15 protein-coding genes and 3 rRNA genes are annotated in these 24,743 nt (G+C 66.1%); 16 read left to right on the top strand and 2 right to left on the bottom strand.

The features are described 5' to 3' along the window. The 10 genes from pheS (at position 1) to RCH22_RS09700 (ending at position 12,679) form a co-directional block, all read left to right on the top strand. Positions 1-1,059, top strand: coding sequence for a phenylalanine--tRNA ligase subunit alpha (pheS, locus tag RCH22_RS09745; RefSeq protein WP_327013802.1), 1,059 nt, complete (start codon positions 1-3; stop codon positions 1,057-1,059). Further along, positions 1,059-3,623, top strand: coding sequence for a phenylalanine--tRNA ligase subunit beta (gene pheT, locus RCH22_RS09740; protein WP_327013801.1), 2,565 nt, complete (start codon positions 1,059-1,061; stop codon positions 3,621-3,623). Before pheS ends, pheT begins: the two co-directional genes overlap by 1 nt. A gap of 231 nt (positions 3,624-3,854) precedes the next feature. Next, a complete protein-coding gene (gene argC / locus RCH22_RS09735) occupies positions 3,855-4,901 on the top strand; it encodes an N-acetyl-gamma-glutamyl-phosphate reductase (protein ID WP_327013800.1) in 1,047 nt (348 codons plus the stop codon). Further along, positions 4,898-6,070, top strand: coding sequence for a bifunctional glutamate N-acetyltransferase/amino-acid acetyltransferase ArgJ (gene argJ, locus RCH22_RS09730; RefSeq protein WP_327013799.1), 1,173 nt, complete (start codon positions 4,898-4,900; stop codon positions 6,068-6,070). The genes argC and argJ overlap by 4 nt, the downstream gene beginning before the upstream one ends. 140 nt (positions 6,071-6,210) lie before the next feature. Next, positions 6,211-7,062, top strand: coding sequence for an acetylglutamate kinase (argB, locus tag RCH22_RS09725; protein WP_327015494.1), 852 nt, complete (start codon positions 6,211-6,213; stop codon positions 7,060-7,062). 41 nt (positions 7,063-7,103) lie between these two features. Further along, positions 7,104-8,366: an acetylornithine transaminase gene (locus RCH22_RS09720; RefSeq protein WP_327013798.1), complete on the top strand. Its 1,263-nt coding sequence runs from the start codon at positions 7,104-7,106 to the stop codon at positions 8,364-8,366. 35 nt (positions 8,367-8,401) lie between these two features. Continuing rightward, on the top strand, positions 8,402-9,334 hold the full coding sequence (gene argF / locus RCH22_RS09715) for an ornithine carbamoyltransferase (RefSeq protein ID WP_327013797.1): 933 nt from the start codon (positions 8,402-8,404) through the stop codon (positions 9,332-9,334). A gap of 33 nt (positions 9,335-9,367) precedes the next feature. Then, entirely contained in the window at positions 9,368-10,567 is a 1,200-nt protein-coding gene (locus RCH22_RS09710; protein WP_327013796.1) for an argininosuccinate synthase, read from the top strand. 10 nt (positions 10,568-10,577) lie between these two features. Continuing rightward, entirely contained in the window at positions 10,578-12,014 is a 1,437-nt protein-coding gene (gene argH / locus RCH22_RS09705; protein WP_327013795.1) for an argininosuccinate lyase, read from the top strand. A 53-nt stretch (positions 12,015-12,067) separates the two neighbouring features. Beyond that, positions 12,068-12,679, top strand: coding sequence for a DNA-3-methyladenine glycosylase (locus tag RCH22_RS09700; protein WP_327013794.1), 612 nt, complete (start codon positions 12,068-12,070; stop codon positions 12,677-12,679). 68 nt (positions 12,680-12,747) lie between these two features. Here RCH22_RS09700 and RCH22_RS09695 read toward each other — a convergent pair whose 3' ends face one another. After that, positions 12,748-13,347 carry a hypothetical protein gene (locus RCH22_RS09695; protein ID WP_134559705.1) on the bottom strand — a complete coding sequence of 200 codons (600 nt, stop codon included), beginning with the start codon at positions 13,345-13,347 and terminating at the stop codon, positions 12,748-12,750. Continuing rightward, positions 13,344-14,027: a winged helix-turn-helix transcriptional regulator gene (locus tag RCH22_RS09690; RefSeq protein WP_327013793.1), complete on the bottom strand. Its 684-nt coding sequence runs from the start codon at positions 14,025-14,027 to the stop codon at positions 13,344-13,346. Before RCH22_RS09690 ends, RCH22_RS09695 begins: the two co-directional genes overlap by 4 nt. A gap of 166 nt (positions 14,028-14,193) precedes the next feature. Here RCH22_RS09690 and tyrS point away from each other — a divergent pair, with 166 nt between their 5' ends. The 6 genes from tyrS to RCH22_RS09660 all read left to right on the top strand — a co-directional run bounded on the left by tyrS (position 14,194) and on the right by RCH22_RS09660 (position 24,733). Continuing rightward, positions 14,194-15,495, top strand: coding sequence for a tyrosine--tRNA ligase (gene tyrS, locus RCH22_RS09685; protein ID WP_327013792.1), 1,302 nt, complete (start codon positions 14,194-14,196; stop codon positions 15,493-15,495). A 596-nt stretch (positions 15,496-16,091) separates the two neighbouring features. Next, positions 16,092-17,611, top strand: a 16S ribosomal RNA gene (locus RCH22_RS09680). A gap of 451 nt (positions 17,612-18,062) precedes the next feature. Then, a 23S ribosomal RNA gene (locus tag RCH22_RS09675) occupies positions 18,063-21,191 on the top strand. 123 nt (positions 21,192-21,314) lie between these two features. Beyond that, a 5S ribosomal RNA gene (gene rrf, locus RCH22_RS09670) occupies positions 21,315-21,431 on the top strand. The 16S, 23S and 5S rRNA genes sit together here, the layout of an rRNA operon. 115 nt (positions 21,432-21,546) lie before the next feature. Next, on the top strand, positions 21,547-23,727 hold the full coding sequence (locus tag RCH22_RS09665; RefSeq protein WP_327013791.1) for a primosomal protein: 2,181 nt from the start codon (positions 21,547-21,549) through the stop codon (positions 23,725-23,727). Further along, a complete protein-coding gene (locus RCH22_RS09660; protein WP_327013790.1) occupies positions 23,702-24,733 on the top strand; it encodes an HAD-IIA family hydrolase in 1,032 nt (343 codons plus the stop codon). The genes RCH22_RS09665 and RCH22_RS09660 overlap by 26 nt, the downstream gene beginning before the upstream one ends. The last annotated feature ends 10 nt before the right edge of the window (positions 24,734-24,743 follow it).

Genomic DNA, 24,743 nt, shown 5'->3' with positions numbered 1-24,743 from the left:
GTGTCTGAATCCACCGAAAACCCCGCACCGGCCGAAATCTCCGAAGCGGCCGTGACCGCGGCGGTCACCGCCGCCCTGGCCGCCATCTCCGTCGCCGCCGACTCGGCCGCCCTCAAGGCGGCCCGTAGCGAACACGCCGGTGAGGCGTCCCCGCTCTCCCGCCTGAACGCGCTGATGCGTTCGGTGTCGAAGGAGCAGAAGGCAGCGGCCGGCAAGCTCGTCGGCCAGGCCAGGGCCCGGGTCAACCAGGCCCTCTCCGCCCGCGAGGCGGAGATCGGCGCGGCAGAGGCCGCCGCACAGCTCGCCGCCGAAACGGTGGATGTCACCGCCGCGGCCTCGACCTGGCACGCCGGGGCGCGGCATCCGCTCGCCCTGCTGCAGGAACGCGTCGCCGACGTCTTCGTCGCGATGGGCTGGGAGGTCGCGGAAGGACCGGAGCTCGAGAGCGAGTGGTTCAACTTCGACGCACTCAACTTCGACGAGGACCACCCGGCGCGCGCGATGCAGGACACCTTCTTCATCGACCCGCCGGAGGCCCACCTCGTGCTCCGCACCCATACCTCGCCCGTGCAGATGCGCGCCCTGCTCTCCCGCGAACTGCCGGTCTACGTCGTCGCGCCCGGCCGGGTGTACCGCACCGACGAGCTCGACGCGACGCATACCCCCGTGTTCCACCAGATCGAGGGCATCGCCGTCGACAAGGGACTCACGATGGCGCACCTCCGCGGCACCCTCGACCACTTCGTGCAGGCCCTCTTCGGACCGGAGGCGAAGGTGCGGCTGCGACCGAATTACTTCCCGTTCACCGAACCGAGCGCCGAGCTCGACGTCTGGCACCCGACCTTCAAGGGCGGCGCGCGCTGGATCGAGTGGGGCGGCTGCGGCATGGTCAATGCCAACGTGCTCCGCTCCGCGGGGATCGACCCCGAGGTCTACTCGGGCTTCGCGTTCGGCGTCGGCGTCGAACGAGCACTGATGTTCCGCAACGATGTGAAGGATATGCACGACATGGTCGAAGGCGATGCACGGTTCAGCCAGCAGTACGGGATGACCGTCTGATGCGCGTTCCCCTGAGCTGGCTCGGCGAATTCGTCGACCTCGAACCCGGCACGACCCCCGAAGCCGTGCACGCCGCCCTCGTGAGCGTCGGCCTCGAAGAAGAAGAGATCCACCGCTTCGAGCTGTCCGGCCCGATCGTGGTCGGCGAGGTGCTCGCCTTCGTCCGCGAGCCGCAGACCAACGGCAAGGTCATCAACTGGTGCCAGGTGCGCGTCGCCCCCGGCGACGAGACCGCAGCCGACGGCGGCCCCGCCGTGCACGGCATCGTCTGCGGCGCCCACAACTTCGTCGTCGGCGACAAGGTCGTCGTGACCCTGCCCGGCGCGGTGCTCCCCGGCCCGTTCCCGATCGCGCCCCGCAAGACCTACGGCCACGTCTCCGACGGCATGATCGCCTCGGCCCGCGAGCTCGGCCTCGGCGACGAGCACGACGGCATCCTGCGGCTGGTGAACCTCGGCCTCGACGACGCCCCGGTCGGCACCGACGCGATCGCCCTCCTCGGCCTCGACGACACCGCCGTCGAAGTCAATGTGACCCCCGACCGCGGCTACGCGTTCTCGATCCGCGGCATCGCCCGCGAATACTCGCACGCGACCGGGGCCGCCTTCCGCGACCCCGCCCTCGCGACGGTGACCGCGGTTTCCACGATTGATTTCCCCGTCACGCTCGCCGACGCGGCCCCCATCCGCGGTCGCGTGGGCGCGAGCGTCTTCGTGACCCGCGCCGTGCGCGGCGTCGACCCGTCCCGGCCCACTCCCGCCTGGATGATCACCCGGCTCGCACTCGCCGGCATGCGTTCCATCTCGCTCGTCGTCGACGTGACCAACTACGTCATGCTCGAACTCGGCCAGCCGCTGCACGGCTACGACCTCGACGCCCTCGCCGGCGGCATCCTGGTGCGCCGGGCGGAACCGGGGGAGAAGCTCACGACCCTCGACGGCGTCGTGCGCGCCCTGAATCCCGAAGACCTCCTGATCACCGACGAGTCCGGTGCCATCGGCCTCGCCGGCGTGATGGGCGGCCGAAGCACCGAGATCGGTACATCCACCACGAATGTGCTCATCGAGGCCGCAAACTTCGACCCGGTGTCGATCGCCCGCAGCGCCCGCCGCCACAAGCTCCCGAGCGAGGCCTCCCGGCGCTTTGAACGCGGAGTGGACCCGCAGGTCGCCGTCGTCGCCGCGGCCCGCGTCGTGCAGCTGCTCGTCGACCTCGCCGGCGGAACCGCGGACGGCCTCGGCTCCGCGCTCGACTCCTCGGTGCCGCCCGTCGCGATCGAGCTCCCGCGCGACTTCATCGCAGGGCTGATCGGGCGCACCTACTCGGACGACGAGGAGCGCTCAGCCCTCGCCGAGATCGGCGGCCTGCTCGTAGAAACCCCGACCGGACTCTCGGTGACTCCGCCGACCTGGCGGCCTGACCTCACCGACAAGTGGACCCTCGCAGAGGAGGTCGCCCGGATCGTCGGCTACGACAGCATCCCCTCTGTGCTCCCGGTTGCCCCGCCCGGCCGCGGCCTGACGCTCGTGCAGCGCCTGCGCCGCACGGTCGCGCAGACCCTCGCGGCCACCGGCCACACCGAGGTGCTCGCCTACCCGTTCGTGTCCGAGGCCGACAACCGCCTCTTTGCACCGCTCGCGACCACGACGGATGCGGCCGGTGCCGCCGCCGCCGAGGTCCCCCAGATCCGCGTCGCCAACCCGCTCGACGGCGAGGCGCCGTTCCTGCGCACCTCGATCCTCCCTGGCCTGCTGCGGATCGCGCACCGCAACCGTTCTCGCGGGATCACCGACCTGGCCGTCTTCGAACAGGGCCTTGTCTTCCGTCCGGTGGCGGGCATCCGCTACGGCAGCCTCGTCGTGCCGGCGGGCGCCCTGCGCCCCAGCACGGCACTCGAGGCCGAGCTCAACGTGGGCATCCCGCCGCAGCCGTACTGCGTCGCCATCGCTCTCACCGGGAACACCGTGCGGCACCAGCCGGGCCGCCCCCCGATTGCCGCAGGCTGGCAGGACGCCCTCGCCGCCGTGCAGCAGGTCGCGCTCGCGACCGGCGTGCCGATTCTGGTGCGTCAGGGCGCGCACCCGGCGATGCACCCCGGCCGCACTGCCGAGCTGTTCGTCGCCACCCCCGCCGGGGAACGGAGCGTCGGCTTCGCAGGCGAACTGCTGCCCGCCGTCGCGACCGGCTTCGACCTGCCCGCCGTCGTCGCCGTCGCCGAGATCACCCTCTCCGACGTCTTCGCCCAGGCCGGTGCCGAACTGCACGCCGCATCGATCAAGACGATGCCCGCAGCAACCCAGGACCTCTCGCTCGTCGTCAGCGCCACGGTGCCCGCAGCCGAGGTGCTCGCGGCCGTGGCTGAAGGGGCCGGTCCGCTGCTCGACCACATCGAGCTCGTCGACGACTACCGCGGCACCGGCATCGAGCCCGGCCGCAAGTCGCTGACGTTCGCGCTGCGATTCCGGGCCACCGACCGCACCCTGACCGCCGCGGAAGCGAGCGACGCGAAGCTCGCCGGCGTGGCCGTCGCGGCCGCCCGCTTCGACGCGACCCTCCGCGAGTAAAGTTCCGGGGTGCGCGCCATTTCCGCCGTTTCGCGCCAGGCATGCCTGGCGCGAAACGGCGGAAATGGCGCGCGATTGGGCGCGAATGGTGCGTAGCGGCGGCGGTGGCGCGCAACTTTCTTGCGTGCGCAGCTGGCGTGCGCTCGGGTGTCCGGGTGCGGATGCCAGCGGGAACCGGCCCGATGTTGCCCGGATTCCCGGGGGCGCGGGGCAGCGCGATAGGTTTGTCACATGGCTTTTTCGGTAGCAATTGCAGGCGCGAGCGGTTACGCGGGCGGAGAATTGCTGCGAATGCTCGCCGGACACCCTGAATTCGAGGTGCGCACGGTGACCGCGCACAGCAACGCGGGCCAGCGACTCATCGACGTGCAACCGCACCTCCGCGGCCTCGCGCACCTCACCCTCGTGGACACGAACGCCGTCAACCTCGCAGGGCACGACGTCGTCTTCCTCGCCCTGCCGCACGGGGCATCCGGCGCCCTGAGCGCGGAACTGTCGCCAGACACGCTCGTGATCGACTGCGGCGCGGACCACCGGCTGGAGGATGCCGCCGACTGGGCGGCGTTCTACGGCGGCGACTACTTCGGCTCCTGGGCGTACGGCGTCCCCGAACTGCCGATTCCCGGCGGCGGCAAGCAGCGCTCGCGCCTGGTCGGAGCCCGCCGGATCGCCGCGCCCGGGTGCAACGCGAGCACCGTCGCCCTCGCCCTCGCCCCCGGCATCCACGCCGGCGTGATCGAACCGGCCGACCTCGTCGCCGTGCTCGCCGTCGGGCCCTCGGGTGCGGGCAAGAGCCTCAAGGTTCCCAACCTCGCCGCGGAGGTGCTCGGCTCCGCCAACCCGTACGCGGTCGGCGGCACCCACAGGCACATTCCCGAAATCCAGCAGAGCCTGCGCTGGGCGGGGGCCGTGAATCCGACCATCTCCTTTACGCCCGTGATCGTGCCGATGTCCCGCGGCATCCTCGCGACGGCGACGGCCCGCGTCGTGCCCGGCACCTCCGCAGCCGCCGTGCGCGCAGCCTGGGAGAGCGCATACGCAGACGAACCGTTTGTGCACCTGCTCCCGGCCGGGCACTTCCCCCGCACGAGCGACGTGCTCGGCGCCAACACCGCACTGATCGGCCTCGCCGTCGACGAGGCCGTCGGCCGCGTCGTCACGGTGACCGCCGTCGACAACCTCGCCAAAGGCACCGCCGGTGCCGCGATCCAATCCGCAAACCTGGCCCTCGGGCTGCCCGAGACCCTGGGCCTCAGCATGAATGGAGTCGCCCCGTGAGCGTCACAACCCCCGCCGGATTCGCGGCAGCCGGCGTCACAGCCGGCCTCAAGAAGTCCGGCGGACTCGACCTCGCCGTCGTGCAGAACCTCGGCCCGCTCGCAAGTGCCGCGACCGTGTTCACGAGCAATCGCTGCAAGGCGAACCCGGTGATCTGGAGCCAGCAGGTCATGCGCGGCGGCAGCGTCCGCGCGATCGTGCTCAACTCGGGCGGTGCGAACTGCTACACCGGCAGCATCGGCTTCCAGACCACCCATGCGACCGCGGAGGCCGTCGGTGACCGCCTCGGCGTGTCCGCCGGGGAGGTGCTCGTCTGCTCGACCGGCCTGATCGGCGAACAGCTCGACCTGGACAAGATCACCGCGGGCATCTGGGACGCCACCCTCGCCCTGCGCACGGACGACTCGACGTCCGCCGAAGCGGGCCTGTCCGCCGCCCGGGCCATCATGACGACCGACACCACCCCGAAGCAGTCAGCAGTGACCGCGCCGGCCGGCTGGTCGATCGGCGGGATGGCCAAGGGCGCAGGCATGCTCGCCCCCGGCCTCGCGACAATGCTCGTCGTGATCACGACCGACGCCGTCCTCGACTCCGCTCAGCTCGACAGGGCGCTCCGGGTCGCGACCCGGATCACTTTCGACCGCCTCGACTCCGACGGCTGCATGTCGACCAACGACACCGTGAGCCTGCTCGGCTCGGGCGCGAGCGGCATCGCGCCGGACGAAGCCGAATTCGCCGCCGCGCTCACCGCGATCTGCCAGGACCTCACCCTGCAGCTCCAGGCCGACGCGGAGGGCAGCGCCCACGACGTCGCCATCACCGTGCGCAACGCCGAGACCGAAGCCGACGCCGTCACCGTCGCCCGCGCGGTGTCCCGCAGCAACTTGTTCAAGACCGCCATCTTCGGCAACGATCCGAATTGGGGCCGCGTGCTCGCCGCCGTCGGCACGACGGATGCCGCCTTCGACCCGTACAACATCGACGTCACGATCAACGGGGTGCAGGTATGCACCGCGGGGGAGCCTGACCAGCCCCGCGAACTCGTCGACCTCGCCCCCCGGTCCGTCACGGTGCTGATCACCCTGCACGCCGGGGACGCGGAAGCGACGATCTGGACCAACGACCTCACGCACGCCTACGTCGAAGAGAACAGCGCGTACTCGAGTTGACGCGTCACACGCACGGCAAGGCCTCGCACCGGCATCCGCTCGCGGACACCGGCACCGGAACGCACGCGAGCGACGCCGAGGTCGACACGACCGAGGCCGAGACGAACACCCGGGCGGAGGCCGCGGTCAAGGCCGAGACCCTGATCGAGTCGCTGCCCTGGCTCAAGCACTTCCACGACAAGATCATCGTCGTCAAGTTCGGCGGCAACGCCATGGTCAGCGAGGCGCTGCAGCGCAGCTTCGCCGAGGACATGGTCTACCTGCGTTATGCCGGCCTCCGCCCCGTCGTCGTCCACGGCGGCGGCCCGCAGATCTCGGCGATGCTCGACCGCCTCGGCATCCAGAGCGAATTCCGCGGCGGCTACCGCGTGACGACCCCCGAGGCGATGGACGTCGTGCGGATGGTGCTCACCGGCCAGATCAACCGAGAGCTCGTCAGCCACATCAACGAGCACGGCCCCCTCGCTGCCGGCCTCTCCGGCGAGGACGCCGGACTCTTCCAGGGCCGCCGCCGCGGCACCATGATCGACGGCAAGGAGGTCGACCTCGGCCTCGTCGGCGACGTGATCGGCGTCGACCCAGAGGCCGTGCATGCCCAGCTCGACGCGGGCCGCATCCCGGTGATCTCCTCGATCGCGCCAGACACGGATGTCCCAGGCCAGTCCCTGAACATCAACGCCGACGCCGCCGCCGCGTCCCTCGCCATCGCGCTCGGGGCCGAGAAGCTCGTGATCCTCACCGATGTCGCCGGGCTCTACAGCGACTGGCCGAACCGGGACTCCCTCGTCTCGATCATCGAGGTGCCCGAGCTCCGCGCCCTGCTGCCCGGCCTGGAATCCGGGATGATCCCCAAGATGACCGCCTGCCTCGACGCCGTCGAGGGCGGCGTCGCCAAGGCGGCCATCATCGACGGGCGCGTGCCGCACTCGATCCTGCTCGAGGTCTTCACCGGGAGCGGAATCGGCACAGAAGTAGTACCCCGGGCGAACTGAAGCCCGTACCGCACCAGACCACCGACACGACGGATTTGAGAATGACAGGCGAAACGATCACCGACTCACCGGCAACCTACGCAGGCACGACCGACGCGGCCACGCTCGCGGAACGCAGCGAGGGCTGGCGGGACCGATACACCGCGGCGATGATGCTCACCTTCGCGCCGCCGCGCGCGATGCTCGTCCGCGGCGCCGGCTGCTACGTCTGGGACGAGAACGGCATCGAGTACCTCGACTTCCTCGCGGGCATCGCCGTCAACTCCCTCGGGCACGCCCACCCCGAGATGGTCGCCGCCGTGTCCGCCCAGGTCGGCACCCTCGCGCACATCTCCAACTACTTCGCGTCCCCCTCGCAGATCGAGCTCGCCGAACGGCTCAAGCGCATCACCGGGGCCGGCCCGGCCGGCCGCGTCTACTTCTGCAACTCGGGCGCCGAGGCCAACGAGGCGGCCTTCAAACTCGCCCGCCTCAATATCGGGAGCGAGCCCGGTCGGCCGCGCACCCGCATCCTCTCGTTACACGAGTCCTTCCACGGCCGCACCATGGGCGCCCTCGCCCTGTCAGGCAAGCCCGCAATGCGGGCGCCGTTCCTGCCGGTGCCCGGCGGTGTTGAGCACATCCACGCGACCTTCGAGGCCCTTGAGGCCGCGATCGATGACACCGTCGCTGCCCTGTTCCTCGAGCCCGTGCAGGGGGAGGCCGGCGTCATCGACCTGCCGGACGGCTTCCTGCGCCGCGCCCGCGAGCTCTGCACCCGGCACGGGGTGCTGCTCATCCTCGACGAGGTCCAGACCGGTGCCGGACGCACCGGAGACTGGTTCGCGTACCAGCACGACGGCATCCTGCCCGATGCGATCTCGATCGCCAAGGGCATCGGCGGCGGCGTACCGATCGGCGCCCTCGTCACCTTCGGTGCGACGTCCGAGCTGTTCCAGCGCGGCCAGCACGGCTCAACGTTCGGCGGAAACCCGCTCGCGACCACGACCGCCAACACCGTGCTCGGCATCATCGAGCGGGACGGCCTCGTCGCCAACGCCGCCCGCCGCGGGGAGCAGCTCCGCGACCTGATCCTTGGTTTCGAGTCCCCGCACATCCTTGAGGTGCGTGGCCGCGGCCTGCTGCTCGGCATCGGACTCGTCGAGCCCGTGGCCCTGAAGCTCGCCGACGCAGCCCTCGAGGCCGGCCTCATCATCAACGCCGCCAACGAGTCCACCATCCGGCTCGCGCCGCCCCTCATCGTCGGCGAGGCCGAGCTGGCTGAATTCGGGCGCCGATTCGGGCTCGCCCTGGCCAGCCTCTAGGCTGAAGAACCCCCCATTCCAGCGAAAGTGACCCCGTGACCCGCCATTTCCTGCGCGACGACGACATCTCCCCGGCCGAACAAGCCGAGATCCTCGACCTGGCCGTTGAGCTCAAGCGCGACCGATTCCAGGCGAAACCCCTCGCGGGCCCCCAGACCGTGGCCGTGATCTTCGACAAGTCGTCGACCCGCACCCGGGTGTCCTTCGCCGTCGGCATCGCCGACCTCGGCGGAAGCCCGCTGATCATCAGCACCGCCAACAGCCAGCTCGGGGGTAAGGAGACCGCGGGCGACACCGCCCGCGTGCTCGAACGCCAGGTCGCCGCGATCGTCTGGCGCACCTACGGCCAGGCCGGCCTCGAGGAGATGGCCCTCGGCACCACCGTGCCCGTCGTCAACGCGCTCTCCGACGACTTCCACCCCTGCCAGCTCCTCGCCGACCTGCTCACCATCCGCGAACACCGCGGCGAGCTCGCCGGCCTCACCCTGACCTTCCTCGGCGACGGCGCCTGCAACATGGCGCACTCCTACCTCCTCGCCGGCGCGACGGCAGGCATGCACATCCGTGTCGCCTCCCCGGCCGGCTACACCCCGCAGCCGCAGGTGTTGGCGGATGCCGAGGCCATCGCCGCGACGACCGGCGGCTCGATCACGCTCTACACCGACCCCGCGGAAGCGGTCACCGGCGTCGACGTCGTCGTCACGGACACCTGGGTGTCGATGGGTTTCGAGGAGGAGAAGGCCGCACGCGTCGCCTCTCTCGGCGCGTACCGCGTCGACAGCGCGCTGCTCGCCCGCGCCAAGCCCGACGCGCTCTTCATGCACTGCCTCCCCGCCGACCGCGGTTACGAGGTCACCGCGGACGTCATCGACGGGCCGCAGAGCATCATCTGGGATGAGGCCGAGAACCGCCTGCACGCGCAGAAGGCGCTGCTGGTCTGGCTGCTCGGCCACAACACCAACCCGTAAACTGAGACTTAGTAGATATTTAGAGGGAGAACCATGGCTGAACGTGTTGTGCTCGCATACTCCGGTGGACTGGATACCTCGGTCGGCATCGGCTGGCTGAAGGATGCGACCGGCAAGGAGGTCGTAGCACTCGCCATCGACGTCGGACAGGACGGCGAAGACATGGAGGCCATCCGCCAGCGTGCGCTCGACTGCGGCGCCGTCGAGGCCATCGTCGTCGACGCGAAGGACGAATTCGCCAACGACTACATCGTCCCGGCCCTCAAGGCCAACGCGCTGTACCAGAAGCGCTACCCGCTCGTCTCCGCGCTCAGCCGCCCGTTGATCGCCAAGTACCTCGCCTCCACCGCCAAGGCGCTCGGCGCCGACAGCGTCGCCCACGGCTGCACCGGCAAGGGCAACGACCAGGTCCGGTTCGAGGCCGCCGTCGCCGCGCTCGCTCCCGACCTGATCTCCCTCGCCCCGGTCCGGGACTTCGCGCTGACCCGCGACAAGGCCATCATCTACGCCGCGGAGCACAACCTGCCGATCAAGCAGTCCGCGAAGAGCCCGTACTCGATCGACCAGAACGTCTACGGCCGCGCGGTCGAGACCGGCTTCCTCGAAGACCCGTGGAACGCGCCGATCGAGGACCTCTACACGTACACCCAGGACCCCACGGTCACGCGGGACGCGACCGAGGTCGTCATCCGCTTCGACCAGGGCGTCCCCGTCGCGATCGACGGCAAGCCCGTCACGCCTCTGCAGGCCATCGAGATCATGAACAAGCTCGCCGGCGACCAGGGAGTCGGCCGGATCGACATGGTCGAAGACCGCCTCGTCGGCATCAAGAGCCGCGAGGTCTACGAGGCCCCCGCCGGCATCGCCCTCATCGCCGCGCACGAAGAGCTCGAGAACCTGACCATCGAACGCGACCTCGCCCGCTATAAGCGCGGCGTCGAAGCCAAGTGGGCAGAACTCGTCTACGACGGGCTTTGGTTCTCCGGCCTCAAGCGTGCCCTCGACGTGTTCATCGACGAGACGCAGAAGTACGTGACCGGCGACATCCGCCTCAAGCTGCACGCCGGCACCGCGGTCGTCACCGGCCGCACGAGCCCGCAGAGCCTCTACGACTTCAACCTGGCCACCTACGACACCGGAGACACCTTCGACCAGAGCATGGCCAAGGGGTTCATCGAACTGTGGTCGCTGCCGAGCAAGATCTCCGCACGCCGCGACCTGGCCGGCAAGTAGGGTCCGGAGCATGACAGGCGATTCTCCGGTCAACCGTGCCGGTGAGGCGGGCGCCCTCTGGGGTGGCCGCTTCGCCGGGGGACCGAGCCCCGAGCTCGCACGGTTGAGCAAGTCGACCCAGTTCGACTGGCCACTCGCGCCATACGACATCCGGGGTTCCCGGGCTCACGCCCGTGCCCTGGCCGCCGCTGGTTACCTGAGCGCCGAAGAACTCGCCGCCATGATCGCCGGGCTCGACCGGCTCGACGCCGCCATCAACGATGGAAGCTTCCAGCCTGCCGAGAGCGACGAGGACGTGCACTCCGCCCTCGAACGCGGCCTGATCGACATCGTCGGCGCCCCGCTCGGCGGCAAGCTCCGCGCCGGGCGCAGCCGGAACGATCAGGTCGCCACCCTGATCCGGATGCTGCTCCGCGACAAGGCCGCGAGCATCTCCGCGCACCTGATCACGGTGATCGACGCCCTCGCCGCCCAGGCGGAGGCCAACGAGACCGCGATCATGCCCGGGCGCACCCACCTGCAGCATGCGCAGCCGGTGCTCCTCGCCCACCACCTCTTCGCGCACTGCTGGCCGCTCGTGCGCGACCTCGAACGCTTCACCGACTGGGGCAAGCGCGCGGACTACTCGCCGTACGGTTCCGGCGCCCTCGCCGGGAACACCCTCGGCCTCGACGCCCGTCTCGTCGCGACCGACCTCGGCTTCGGCCACGTCGTCGAGAACTCGATCGACGGAACCGCGAGCCGCGACCTCGTCGCCGAGTTCGCGTACATCACCGCCCAGATCGGCATAGACATCTCCCGGCTCGCCGAGGAGATCATCCTCTGGAACACCCGCGAATTCGGTTTCGTCACCCTCGACGACGCGTACTCGACCGGGTCCTCGATCATGCCGCAGAAGAAGAACCCCGACATCGCCGAACTCGCCCGTGGCAAGTCCGGTCGCATGATCGGCAACCTCACCGGCCTGCTCACGACCCTCAAGGGTCTCCCGCTCGCGTACAACCGCGACCTGCAGGAGGACAAGGAACCCGTCTTCGACTCGATCGACACCCTCGAGGTGCTCCTGCCCGCCTTCGCCGGCATGATCGCGACGCTGACCTTCCACACCGAGCGGATGGCGGAACTCGCCCCCGCGGGCTACTCCCTGGCCACCGATGTCGCCGAATGGCTCGTCAAGCAGCGTGTGTCGTTCCGGGACGCGCACGAGATCACCGGGCTCCTCGTGAAGTACGCGGAGCAGAACGAACTCGAACTCCACGAGGTCGACGATGACGCGCTCCTCACGATCTCCGCGCACCTGACCCCCGAGGTGCGCAGCGTGCTGAGCATCCACGGGTCCGTCGAGGGTCGCGACGGCCAGGGCGGCACCGCCCCGGTTCGCGTGGCCGAGCAGCGTGCCGTGCTCGTCGCCCGGGTGCGCTCGCTCGCGTCGGCACTCGCGCTCTAGCGGGCGCCACGGGTGAACGCCGCGCGGGAACTGCGACGTGACGGGCGCCGCCGGTGAGCCTTGACCGGGAGCTGCTCGCACGGCCGGCGATCGAACTCGCCCCGCTCGTGCTCGGTGCGGTTCTCCGCCACGGCGGGGTCGCGCTGCGCATCACCGAGGTCGAGGCCTACCTCGGCGACGGAACCGACCCTGGCTCGCATGCCTTCCGGGGTCGCACCCGGCGTAATGCGACCATGTACGGCCCGCCCGGGCACCTCTACGCGTATTTCAGCTATGGGATGCACGTCTGCGCGAACGTCGTCTGTTCCCCGGAGGGCGCCGCGTCAGCGCTCCTGCTCCGCGGCGGCGAGATCGTCGACGGACTGGCCGAAGCCCGGGCGCGCCGCACGACCTCGAAGACCGACGGCGATCTGGCCAGGGGACCGGCGCGGCTCACGATCGCCCTCGGCATCGGGCTCGGTGACGACGGCGCCGATCTCGGTGCCCTGCCGTTCGAGCTGACCCTGCCCGCCGTCCCCGCGTCGGCGGTGCAGTCCGGTCCGCGCACCGGCGTCAGCGGTCCCGGCGGGGGAGCGGCGTTCCCGTGGCGATTCTGGCTCCCGGGCGAGCCGACCGTGTCGCCCTACCGGCGGCATCCGCAGCTTCGAAACGAGTCGGGGGTTTGAGTCACGGACAAAACACCCTCCCGACCGCGCAGAGGGTGTTGTGTTCGTAACTCAGCGCACGCAGTCGCTCAGCTGGTCGCGATCTTCACGAGGGCGGCGCACGCGCAGGCCCAGATCAGGCTCGCGAAGGTGCCGATGATGAAGCGCTCACGGGTTTCGGCCTCGGTGAGTTCGGTGAACCGGCCGACGCCCTTGATGGCGACGACGACGGCGATCGCCTCGGGGAACCCGGCGAGGATCGCCCCCGCGACCGCGAGCCGTTCGAGGATGCCGATCATGAGGCCGCCGCGGAGCACCTCGTGCACGGCACCGGCCGCGCCGGGTGCTGCGGGCGTCGCGCCGTCGTCGACGAGGATACCGCCGTGCTGGCCGGGCCGCGCGGAATCGTGGGTGGCGAAGTCGAGTGCGAGCAGGGCCATCGGACCGCCGCCGACGACGGCGAGGGCGAGTGCGATCAGTCCGAGGATGACGCCGAAGGTGTCGCTGCCGCCCGGAGCGGGGGCCGCCGCGATCAGCAGGGCGCCGGCGAGGCCGCCCGCCGAGATGATCGCGAAGGTCTGCTTCCGCCACCGGAACGCGAGCACGGCGCAGACGAGCGATCCGATCGTCACGAGCAACAGCAGCATCCAGTACAGCGTGGCGAGGATCTGGAAGGACTGGATCGTCATCCGGCGGTGTCCGTTTCTGTCGAAGTCTGCTCGAGGTCTTCCACGAGCCTAACGAGTGCGGGGTGTGCAGCCTCCTCGACCCTCCAGAGCGAGGACTTGATCCGCTGGCTCACGGCGGCGGGCGTGATCCCGAGCCGGGCGGCGATCTCGACCTGGCTGAGCCCGTCGCGCAGCAGGTCGACCGCCGCCCAGCCCTCCGGCGACCGGCGCTGGCGGAGCAGGAGCACGGTCGCGATGAGCGCCTCGACCTCGGCGCCGGCCAGAATCGGTGCACCCGCGGGCGAGCCGGGGTGGGGGCGGGCGGCGGATGCCCCGGCCACCGTGGCCCCGGACCCGTCGGCGTCGAGGGCGAAGCGGGCATCGGCCTTCTTGGCGCGGGTCACGGCGGCCCGCGCGGCGATGAATGCCGCGCCGGAGGCCTGCCGGGTGGCGTGGGGGAGCGGCACCCGGACCGGGCCGATGCCCAGCCCGATGCTCCAGTGCCCCGACCGGTGCAGCGCGAACACGACGTCGAGCGCGGTCGCGGCGTCGGTGAGCAGCGCCTGGATCTCGTCGCCGGAGGTCTGGTCGGGCGGCAGGAGGAAGGCGGGGCCGAAGTCGGCGGCGAGGCGGGCGATCATCTCGCCGGCCCGGTCCCGGTCGTGGCGACTGTCGATCTGGTCTGCGGTGATCACGAACATGAGCGCGCCCTCCGGTGCGATTGCTGTGCAGCGAGCGAGTTGGCCCGCCTAAAGTAAGCGTACACGCTATATATATCAATATTCATTCTTCAGACTTAATTATTCACGATGAAGGCTCAGGCCTGTCCTCCCGGCCCGGCGCGGCCGCGCTGGTAATCTGGGCTGCGTGTCAGATCCCGTGATCCTCAAGCAGCAGTCCAACGACGTCACCTTCGAGAATGTCTGGGAGGAGATCTCCTGGCGTGGCCTCGTGCAGGTGTCGACCGACGAGGCCGAGCTGCGCGCGCTGCTCGCGGGGGAGCCGATCACCTTCTATTGCGGGTTCGACCCGACCGCGCCGAGCCTGCACCTCGGAAATCTCGTCCAGCTCCTGCTGATGCGCCGCCTGCAGCTCGCCGGTCACCGGCCGCTCGGCCTCGTCGGCGGTTCCACCGGTCTGATCGGCGACCCGCGGCCCACCGCGGAGCGGGTGCTGAACACCAAGGACACCGTCGGCACCTGGGTCGGTTACCTGCAGGCGCAGGTCTCGCGCTTCCTGAGTGCGGAGGGCGACAATCCCGTCACCCTCGTGAACAACCTCGACTGGACCGGTCCGCTCAGCGCGATCGACTTCCTGCGCGACATCGGCAAGTACTTCCGGGTCGGCACGATGCTCAAGAAGGATGCGGTGAGCGCGCGGCTGAACTCCGACGCCGGCATCAGCTACACCGAGTTCAGCTACCAGGTGCTGCAGGGCCTGGACTTCCTCGAGCTCTTCCGTGCGCACGGCTGCGTGCTGCAGACCGGGGGCAGTGACCAGTGGGGCAATCTCACGAGCGGGACGGACCTGATCCGCAAGGCAGAGGGTGCGAGCGTGCATGCCATCGGCACACCACTGATCACGAACAGCGACGGCACCAAGTTCGGCAAGAGTGAGGGCAACGCCGTCTGGCTCGACCCCACCCTGACGAGCCCGTACGCCTTCTACCAGTTCTGGCTCAACACCGACGACGCCGATGTGATCCTGCGCCTCAAGATCTTCACGTTCCTGACGCGGGCCGAGATCGAGGGCCTCGAGGAATCGGTTGCCACGGAACCCTTCAAACGGCTCGCCCAGCGCACCCTCGCCGTCTCGGTGACGAGCCTCGTGCACGGGCGGGCGGCGACGGATGCTGCCATCCACGCCGCGCAGGCCCTCTTCGGCCAGGGTGAGCTCGCCGACCTCGACGAGGAGACCCTCGAGGCCGCCCTGCGTGAACTCCCCAACACGACAACGGCACCACACGCGCCCGTCATGCAATTGCTCGTGGACACCGGACTCACGACGAGCCTGAGCGAGGCCCGGCGCGCGATCAAGCAGGGCGGGGTGTACCTGAACAACGTCAAGGTCCTCAGCGAGGACCAGACCATCGAGGGGGCCGTGCTCCCCGGTGGTGTCGCCGTGCTCCGCCGCGGCAAGAAGACCCTGGCCGGCGTCTTCGTCGAGTAGCGTGACACGCCCGGGAGTGCATGGGTTTTGACGGGGGTGGTGGGGGCACGTACTGTCTTCACGTACCCCAAAGGTGCGGAAAAGCCGCAGTGCTTTCCGGCCTCACGTGGGACCACGGTTTTTATCTTCTTCGCCTTGTTTGTCCCCTTTGCGGGGGTAACCGGTGTGGGAGGTCTAGGCTGGTAACTCTCCTTCCTTTCGGTCGTTTGTCGGGTCGGTGTTCGGTGTTTCGAGTTCGCTTTGGCGTGCTCGGAGGGCGGGATTCACCGGATTTGACAGGGACTGATCGGATCGGTAAGTTAAACAAGTTGCCTCGGAGCGACAGCCACTGAGCCGGTTACGGTGTGGCCTGAAGCCGGGTGCGTCCGATCCTTGAGAACTCAACAGCGTGCACAATGTCAAATGCCAAAAACCTCGTGGTTTGGATCCGTTTCTAGCGGTGAAGAATCAAGAGATTCCTTTGGAAAACATTTATAACAACAAAGCAAGTCAGTAATGATTTGTTCTGTCAGTTTCAAACTTGTGTCTGGTCCGCCTATTCCGGCGGTCAGTCACACTAGATGTGCCGGGGCTTTCGGGTCTTGTGCAATCAAACATTTACGGAGAGTTTGATCCTGGCTCAGGACGAACGCTGGCGGCGTGCTTAACACATGCAAGTCGAACGATGATGGAGAGCTTGCTCTTCGGATTAGTGGCGAACGGGTGAGTAACACGTGAGCAATCTGCCCTTGACTCTGGGATAAGCGTTGGAAACGACGTCTAATACCGGATACGACCCTTGGAGGCATCTCTGGGGGTGGAAAGAATTTTGGTCAGGGATGAGCTCGCGGCCTATCAGCTAGTTGGTGAGGTAATGGCTCACCAAGGCGACGACGGGTAGCCGGCCTGAGAGGGTGACCGGCCACACTGGGACTGAGACACGGCCCAGACTCCTACGGGAGGCAGCAGTGGGGAATATTGCACAATGGGCGAAAGCCTGATGCAGCAACGCCGCGTGAGGGACGACGGCCTTCGGGTTGTAAACCTCTTTTAGTAGGGAAGAAGCGAAAGTGACGGTACCTGCAGAAAAAGCACCGGCTAACTACGTGCCAGCAGCCGCGGTAATACGTAGGGTGCAAGCGTTGTCCGGAATTATTGGGCGTAAAGAGCTCGTAGGCGGTTTGTCGCGTCTGCTGTGAAAACCCGAGGCTCAACCTCGGGCCTGCAGTGGGTACGGGCAGACTAGAGTGCGGTAGGGGAGATTGGAATTCCTGGTGTAGCGGTGGAATGCGCAGATATCAGGAGGAACACCAATGGCGAAGGCAGATCTCTGGGCCGTAACTGACGCTGAGGAGCGAAAGCATGGGGAGCGAACAGGATTAGATACCCTGGTAGTCCATGCCGTAAACGTTGGGAACTAGATGTGGGGACCATTCCACGGTCTCCGTGTCGCAGCTAACGCATTAAGTTCCCCGCCTGGGGAGTACGGCCGCAAGGCTAAAACTCAAAGGAATTGACGGGGGCCCGCACAAGCGGCGGAGCATGCGGATTAATTCGATGCAACGCGAAGAACCTTACCAAGGCTTGACATATAGAGGAAACGGCTGGAAACAGTCGCCCCGCAAGGTCTCTATACAGGTGGTGCATGGTTGTCGTCAGCTCGTGTCGTGAGATGTTGGGTTAAGTCCCGCAACGAGCGCAACCCTCGTCCTATGTTGCCAGCACGTAATGGTGGGAACTCATGGGATACTGCCGGGGTCAACTCGGAGGAAGGTGGGGATGACGTCAAATCATCATGCCCCTTATGTCTTGGGCTTCACGCATGCTACAATGGCCGGTACAAAGGGCTGCAATACCGCAAGGTGGAGCGAATCCCAAAAAGCCGGTCTCAGTTCGGATTGAGGTCTGCAACTCGACCTCATGAAGTCGGAGTCGCTAGTAATCGCAGATCAGCAACGCTGCGGTGAATACGTTCCCGGGCCTTGTACACACCGCCCGTCAAGTCATGAAAGTCGGTAACACCCGAAGCCGGTGGCCTAACCCTCACGGGAAGGAGCTGTCGAAGGTGGGATCGGTGATTAGGACTAAGTCGTAACAAGGTAGCCGTACCGGAAGGTGCGGCTGGATCACCTCCTTTCTAAGGAGCACAGCAGTGCCGTCTGTATACAGCGGAGTAACACTGCCAAGCCATACGAAGACGAATGTTTTTCGATGGCGCTCATGGGTGGAACATTGACATTGATACGAGGAGTTCGCTTCTTGATCCAGTACGCCTGGTACCGCTTGCGGTGCCTCGTTGGACAGGTCGGGTTGCGTAAGGAGACGTATATGCACGCTGTTGGGTCCTGAGGGACCGGAACGACTGGGTTTTGCCTGGTTGGACTGTTCCTCTGGACCTTTTCCTGTTCACATCAATCGTGAGCAGGTGAGGGTACCGCCCGTACTTTGAGAACTACACAGTGGACGCGAGCATCTTAAATTTGACAGTCTTCGGACTGCAAATTACAAAGATCTATTTATAGATCATTGGTCAATTTCGATCGTGAGACGAAAGTTTTACGATTCTTAATCGATTCAAAGTCATGTGATTTCAAATTTCTAAGAGCAAACGGTGAATGCCTTGGCATGTAGAGCCGAAGAAGGACGTAGTAATCTGCGATAAGCCTCGGGGAGTTGATAAACGAACTGTGATCCGAGGATGTCCGAATGGGGAAACCCCGCCAGGCCCGTGAGGTGACCTGGTGACTCCCGCCTGAATATATAGGGCGGGTAGAGGGAACGTGGGGAAGTGAAACATCTCAGTACCCACAGGAAGAGAAAACAATAGTGATTCCGTTAGTAGTGGCGAGCGAACCCGGATGAGGCTAAACCGATCATGTGTGATAGCCGGCAGGCGTTGCATGGTCGGGGTTGCGGGACTTTTCTGCTGATTCTGCCGAACAGTGAGGGTTAGAGCGTTGTATAGACGAACAGGATTGAAAGCCTGGTCATAGAGGGTGCGAACCCCGTAGTCGAAATGCAGTAATCGCCCGAAGAGTATCCCAAGTAGCACGGGGCCCGAGAAATCCCGTGTGAATCTGTCAGGACCACCTGATAAGCCTAAATACTCCTACATGACCGATAGTGAACAAGTACCGTGAGGGAAAGGTGAAAAGTACCCCGGGAGGGGAGTGAAATAGTACCTGAAACCGTTTGCTTACAAACCGTTGGAGCCAGTCTGATTCTGGTGACAGCGTGCCTTTTGAAGAATGAGCCTGCGAGTTAGTGATATGTGGCGAGCTTAACCCGAGAGGGGAATGCGTAGCGAAAGCGAGTCTGAATAGGGCGATTCAGTCGCATGTCCTAGACCCGAAGCGAAGTGATCTATCCATGGCCAGGTTGAAGCGACGGTAAGACGTCGTGGAGGACCGAACCCACTTCAGTTGAAAATGGAGGGGATGAGCTGTGGATAGGGGTGAAAGGCCAATCAAACTTCGTGATAGCTGGTTCTCTCCGAAATGCATTTAGGTGCAGCGTTGCGTGTTTCTTGCCGGAGGTAGAGCTACTGGATGGCCGATGGGGCCTAAAAGCTTACTGACGTCAGCCAAACTCCGAATGCCGGTAAGTGAGAGCGCAGCAGTGAGACGGTGGGGGATAAGCTTCATCGTCGAGAGGGAAACAACCCAGACCACCAACTAAGGTCCCAAAGCGCGTGCTAAGTGGGAAAGGATGTGGAGTTGCACAGACAACCAGGAGGTTGGCTTAGAAGCAGCCACCCTTGAAAGAGTGCGTAATAGCTCACTGGTCAAGTGATTCCGCGCCGACAATGTAACGGGGCTCAAGCACGCCACCGAAGTTGTGGCATTGATATTTTTGGTAAGCCGCACACTTGTTGTGTTGGTTCAGCCGTGTTGATGGGTAGGAGAGCGTCGTGTGGCCAGCGAAGCGGCGGTGTAAACCAGCCGTGGAGGCTACACGAGTGAGAATGCAGGCATGAGTAGCGAAAGACGGGTGAGAAACCCGTCCTCCGAAAGATCAAGGTTTCCAGGGCCAGGCTAATCCGCCCTGGGTAAGTCGGGACCTAAGGCGAGGCCGACAGGCGTAGTCGATGGACAACGGGTTTATATTCCCGTACTGGCGAAAAACCGTCCAAGCTAATCCAGTAATGCTAAGCATCTGAATCCTCTAGATGGATCCCTTCGGGGTGAAGCGTGAGGCCTAGCGTGCGACCCTATGCTGGTGCGGTTAGCGTATTAACAGGTGTGACGCAGGAAGGTAGCTGAGCCGGGCGATGGTTGTCCCGGTCTAAGGATGTAGGCCGAGAGATAGGCAAATCCGTCTCTCATATAAGGCTGAGACCCGATGGGTAGCCCGTAAGGGCGAAATCAGTGATCCTATGCTGCCAAGAAAAGCATCGACGCGAGGTTTTAGTCACCCGTACCCCAAACCGACTCAGGTGATCAGGTAGAGAATACTAAGGAGATCGAGAGAATCGTGGTTAAGGAACTCGGCAAAATGCCCCCGTAACTTCGGGAGAAGGGGGGCCGGAGGCGTGAAGGGATTTACTCCTGGAGCGTTCGAAGGCCGCAGAGACCAGTGGGAAGCGACTGTTTACTAAAAACACAGGTCCGTGCCAAGTCGCAAGACGATGTATACGGACTGACGCCTGCCCGGTGCTGGAAGGTTAAGAGGAACGGTTAGCCGCAAGGCGAAGCTGAGAATTTAAGCCCCAGTAAACGGCGGTGGTAACTATAACCATCCTAAGGTAGCGAAATTCCTTGTCGGGTAAGTTCCGACCTGCACGAATGGCGTAACGACTTCCCAGCTGTCTCAACCGCGAACTCGGCGAAATTGCATTACGAGTAAAGATGCTCGTTACGCGCAGCAGGACGGAAAGACCCCGTGACCTTTACTACAGCTTGGTATTGGTGTTCGGTGTGGCTTGTGTAGGATAGGTGGGAGACTGTGAAGCTTGGACGCTAGTTCAGGTGGAGTCAACGTTGAAATACCACTCTGGTCATATTGGATATCTAACTTCGAACCGTGATCCGGTTCAGGGACAGTGCCTGGTGGGTAGTTTAACTGGGGCGGTTGCCTCCTAAAAAGTAACGGAGGCGCCCAAAGGTTCCCTCAACCTGGTTGGCAATCAGGTGTCGAGTGTAAGTGCACAAGGGAGCTTGACTGTGAGACTGACAAGTCGAGCAGGGACGAAAGTCGGGACTAGTGATCCGGCAGTGGCTTGTGGAAGCGCTGTCGCTCAACGGATAAAAGGTACCTCGGGGATAACAGGCTGATCTTGCCCAAGAGTCCATATCGACGGCATGGTTTGGCACCTCGATGTCGGCTCGTCGCATCCTGGGGCTGGAGTAGGTCCCAAGGGTTGGGCTGTTCGCCCATTAAAGCGGTACGCGAGCTGGGTTTAGAACGTCGTGAGACAGTTCGGTCCCTATCCGCTGCGCGCGCAGGAAATTTGAGAAGATCTATCCCTAGTACGAGAGGACCGGGATGGACGAACCTCTGGTGTGTCAGTTGTTCCGCCAGGAGCACCGCTGATTAGCTACGTTCGGAACGGATAACCGCTGAAAGCATCTAAGCGGGAAGCCGGCTTCGAGATGAAATTTCCATCCCTTCGGGGGAGAGGCTCGCAGCTAGACTACTGCGTTGATAGGCCGGATGTGGAAGAGGGGACTAAAGACCCTTGGAGCTGACCGGTACTAATAAGCCAATAATTTGATAACACACCAGTTTGAATAAGCTGCAAGCGTCCACTATGTGGTTCTCGACGTACGGTCGAGAACAACCCCGGCATAACAGCCGGGATCTATAACTGAAAAATATAGAATCGATCCATCGAAAGATGTTTCGGCGGCTATAGCGAGAGGGAAACGCCCGGTCACATTCCGAACCCGGAAGCTAAGACTCTCAGCGCCGATGGTACTGCAGGGGGGACCCTGTGGGAGAGTAGGACACCGCCGGACTTAACTTAGAAACACCAGAAATACACAAAAAGGCCACCTAACGGGTGGCCATTTTGCGTTAAGCCGTAGGCTTGATGAGTCTGCCTTCGAGGCAACCAATTACACAGGAGACACAGTGAGCCCTTCAGGAACTAACGGTAATGACGCACGCGACGGCGGACGCCCGCCCGGGGCTCGCGGCAACAACGGCTCCGGCGGCTATCAGGGCCGCTCCGATCGCCCCCAGCGTGACGGTGAGCGTCCTCCCTATAAGGGCAACTCCGACCGTCCTCAGCGTGACGGCGAACGTCCCCCTTACCGTGGCACGAACGACCGTTCGCAGGGTGGCGAACGTGCACCGTACCGCGGAAACAATGACCGTCCCCAGGGCGACCGCCCCCAGTACGGCGACCGTCCCGCCTATCGCGGCAACACCGACCGCCCGCAGAGCGGCGAGCGTGCCCCGTACCGCGGGAACAGCGAGCGTCCCCAGGGCGATCGTCCCCAGTACCGTGCCAACAGCGACCGTCCGCAGCGCGACGGCGATCGTCCTCCGTACCGCGGCAACAACGAGCGTCCGCAGAGTGGCGAGCGTGCCCCCTACCGTGGCAATTCCGATCGTCCGCAGCGTGATGGTGAGCGTCCCCCCTACCGCGGGAACTCCGACCGTCCCCAGGGCGACCGCGCTCCGTACCGTGGCAACTCCGATCGCCCGCAGTCCGGTGAGCGTGCTCCCTATCGTGGCAATTCCGATCGCCCGCAGCGCGATGGTGAGCGTCCTCCCTACCGTGGCAACTCCGATCGTCCGCAGTCGGGCGAGCGTGCCCCCTACCGTGGCAACTCCGACCGCCCGCAGTCCGGTGAGCGTGCCCCGTACCGTGGCAACACTGAGCGCCCGCAGCGTGATGGTGAGCGTCCTCCGTACCGCGGAAACTCCGAGCGTCCGCAGTCGGGCGAGCGCGCCCCCTACCGTGGCAACTCCGATCGTCCGCAGGGCGGCGCCGAGCGCAAGCCCTGGTCGAAGGACGCACCCCGCACCGACCGCCCGCAGCGCGACGGCGAACGTCCCGCGTACCGCGGCAACTCCGATCGTCCCCAGACCGGCGAGCGCAAGCCGTGGTCCAAAGACGCACCGCGCACCGAGCGTCCGCAGTCGGGCGGCGATCGCAAGCCCTGGGCGAACGCGACCCAGCGCGGCGGTTCGGCCACCCGCGCCGGAGCACCGCGCGGCGACGCCGGCAAGAAGCTCTGGACCCGCGACGGCGTCCCCGCCCGCGGCGACCGCGATGCCCGCGCCGTCGAAGAGGAAATGACCGAAGAGCAGCGGATGCAGCGCGAGCTGCGTTCGGTGCGCCCACGCCACGACGACCCCGAGCTCCCCGACGACATCTCGTCTGCCGACCTCGACCGGATCGCGCGGAACGAACTCAAGACCCTGACCAAGGACAACGCCGAGGCCGTCGGCGCCCACCTCGCCATGGCCGCCCGGGTCATCGACGAAGACCCCGAGCTCGCCCACCGTCACGTGATGAGCGCCGCCCGCCGGGCCGGCCGTATCGCGGTCGTGCGGGAGAGCCTCGCGATCACCGCGTACGCCACGGGCGACTTCGCCCTTGCCCTGCGCGAACTGCGCACCTACCGCCGCATCTCCGGGTCGAACTCGCAGCTCCCGCTCATGGTCGACAGCGAACGCGGCGTCGGTCGCCCGGACCGCGCCCTCGAGCTCGGCCGTTCCGTCGACCGCTCCACCCTGCCCGCCGGCGTCCAGGTCGCCCTGGCGATCGCGATGTCCGGTGCCCGTCTCGACCTCGGGGAGACCGAGGCCGCCCTGGCTGAGCTCGACATCCCGCAGCTCGACCCGTTGACCGCGTTCTCCTACAGCGCAGAGCTGTTCTCCGCCTACGCCGAGGTGCTCGAGGAACTCGGCCGCACCGACGAGGCCGCGCAGTGGAATGAGCGCGCCGACCGCGCGGATGCCGCCCAGGCATCCGCCGCCGACATCGACGAAACGATCGAGATCCTCGAGATCGACGAAGAGGACGCTGACGACGAGTACTTCGACGTCGACGATGCGAGCGACGACGACGACGACGACGATGCGAGCGACGACGACGACGACGATGCGAGCGACGACGACGACGACGACGGTGACGAGCCCGAGACCGACGAGCCCGCCGCCGAAATCGACGAGGTCGATGAGATCGACGAGATCGACGTCGCCGACGAGACCATCGACGTGGTGCTGCCGGACTCCGAAGTGGACCCGGCGACGGGAACCGACGAGGAGTCCGATGCTCAGGCGCCGACGCATGAGTGAAACGGCGACGCCGCTCACCGGCGTCGACGTGGTGCTCGCTGACCTCGACGGAGTCGTGTACCAGGGACCGCACGCGATCCCGTTCGCGATCGAGAGCCTGAACAAGGCCGCGGAGACCGTGCGGGTCGGCTACCTCACCAACAACGCCTCCCGCACCGACCAGACCGTCGCCGACCACCTCACCGAACTCGGGCTGCACGCCCGCGCCGAGGACATCGTCACCTCACCGCAGGCCGCCGTCCGGCTGCTCGCCCAGGAGGTGCCCGCCGGCGCGCGCATCCTCGTCATCGGGGGAGCCGGCCTCGTGAAGGAGGTCGAGAAGGGTGGATTCGAGATCACCCGCTCCGCCGACGACCACCCCGCAGCCGTGATCCAGGGCTTCACGCCCGAACTCGGCTGGAAGGACCTCGCCGAGGCGGCTTTCGCCCTGCACCCGAACGAGGACGGCGTCGAGATCCCCTGGGTCGCGACGAACACCGACTGGACGATCCCCGTCGCCCGCGGCATCGCGCCCGGCAACGGCACTCTCGTCGCCGCCGTGCACAGCGCGGTCGGTCGGCTCCCGATCGTGGCGGGCAAGCCGGAGGTCGCGATCTTCGACGAGGCCATGAGCCGTTTCCAGGCGAAGCACGCGCTCTTCATCGGCGACCGGCTCGACACCGACATCCTCGGCGCCAACCGGGCGGGCATTCCCGCGGTGCTCGTGCTCACCGGCATCGACAAGGCCAAGCAGGCCCTCGCCGCCGCCGAGAAGGAGCGCCCGCGCTTCATCCTCGACGACCTGCGCCAGTTGCACGAGCCCTACCCGGAGACCGTGTTCTCCAAGGACCGCGCCACCGCGACCGTCGCAGGCGCGAGCGTGCGCATCACTGGTGCCGACGTCGAGATGGTCGCGGAGGGCGACGGCGGGATCAACCTGCTCCGCGCCGCGTGCGCCGTGATCTGGGCGTCCGGCCGGCCCGTCTACGGGCTGAATGTTCCGGAGCGACTGTATCTCAGACGGTAACGTGGAGAGG

Origin of the sequence: Cryobacterium sp. GrIS_2_6 (assembly GCF_035984545.1) — a bacterium.
Lineage (GTDB): Bacteria > Actinomycetota > Actinomycetes > Actinomycetales > Microbacteriaceae > Cryobacterium.
The sequence above is the reverse complement of the archived record's forward strand: the minus strand, read 5'-3'. Positions and strand labels throughout refer to the sequence as shown.

Excerpts from the sequence above, each read along its gene's own strand:
- RCH22_RS09690 (WP_327013793.1), bottom strand. The coding sequence starts at position 14,027 with ATGTTCGTGATCACCGCAGACCAGATCGACAGTCGCCACGACCGGGAC.
- pheT (WP_327013801.1), top strand. The coding sequence starts at position 1,059 with ATGCGCGTTCCCCTGAGCTGGCTCGGCGAATTCGTCGACCTCGAACCC.
- argH (WP_327013795.1), top strand. The coding sequence starts at position 10,578 with ATGACAGGCGATTCTCCGGTCAACCGTGCCGGTGAGGCGGGCGCCCTC.
- RCH22_RS09695 (WP_134559705.1), bottom strand. The coding sequence starts at position 13,347 with ATGACGATCCAGTCCTTCCAGATCCTCGCCACGCTGTACTGGATGCTG.
- RCH22_RS09710 (WP_327013796.1), top strand. The coding sequence starts at position 9,368 with ATGGCTGAACGTGTTGTGCTCGCATACTCCGGTGGACTGGATACCTCG.
- argC (WP_327013800.1), top strand. The coding sequence starts at position 3,855 with ATGGCTTTTTCGGTAGCAATTGCAGGCGCGAGCGGTTACGCGGGCGGA.
- RCH22_RS09720 (WP_327013798.1), top strand. The coding sequence starts at position 7,104 with ATGACAGGCGAAACGATCACCGACTCACCGGCAACCTACGCAGGCACG.
- RCH22_RS09660 (WP_327013790.1), top strand. The coding sequence starts at position 23,702 with ATGCTCAGGCGCCGACGCATGAGTGAAACGGCGACGCCGCTCACCGGC.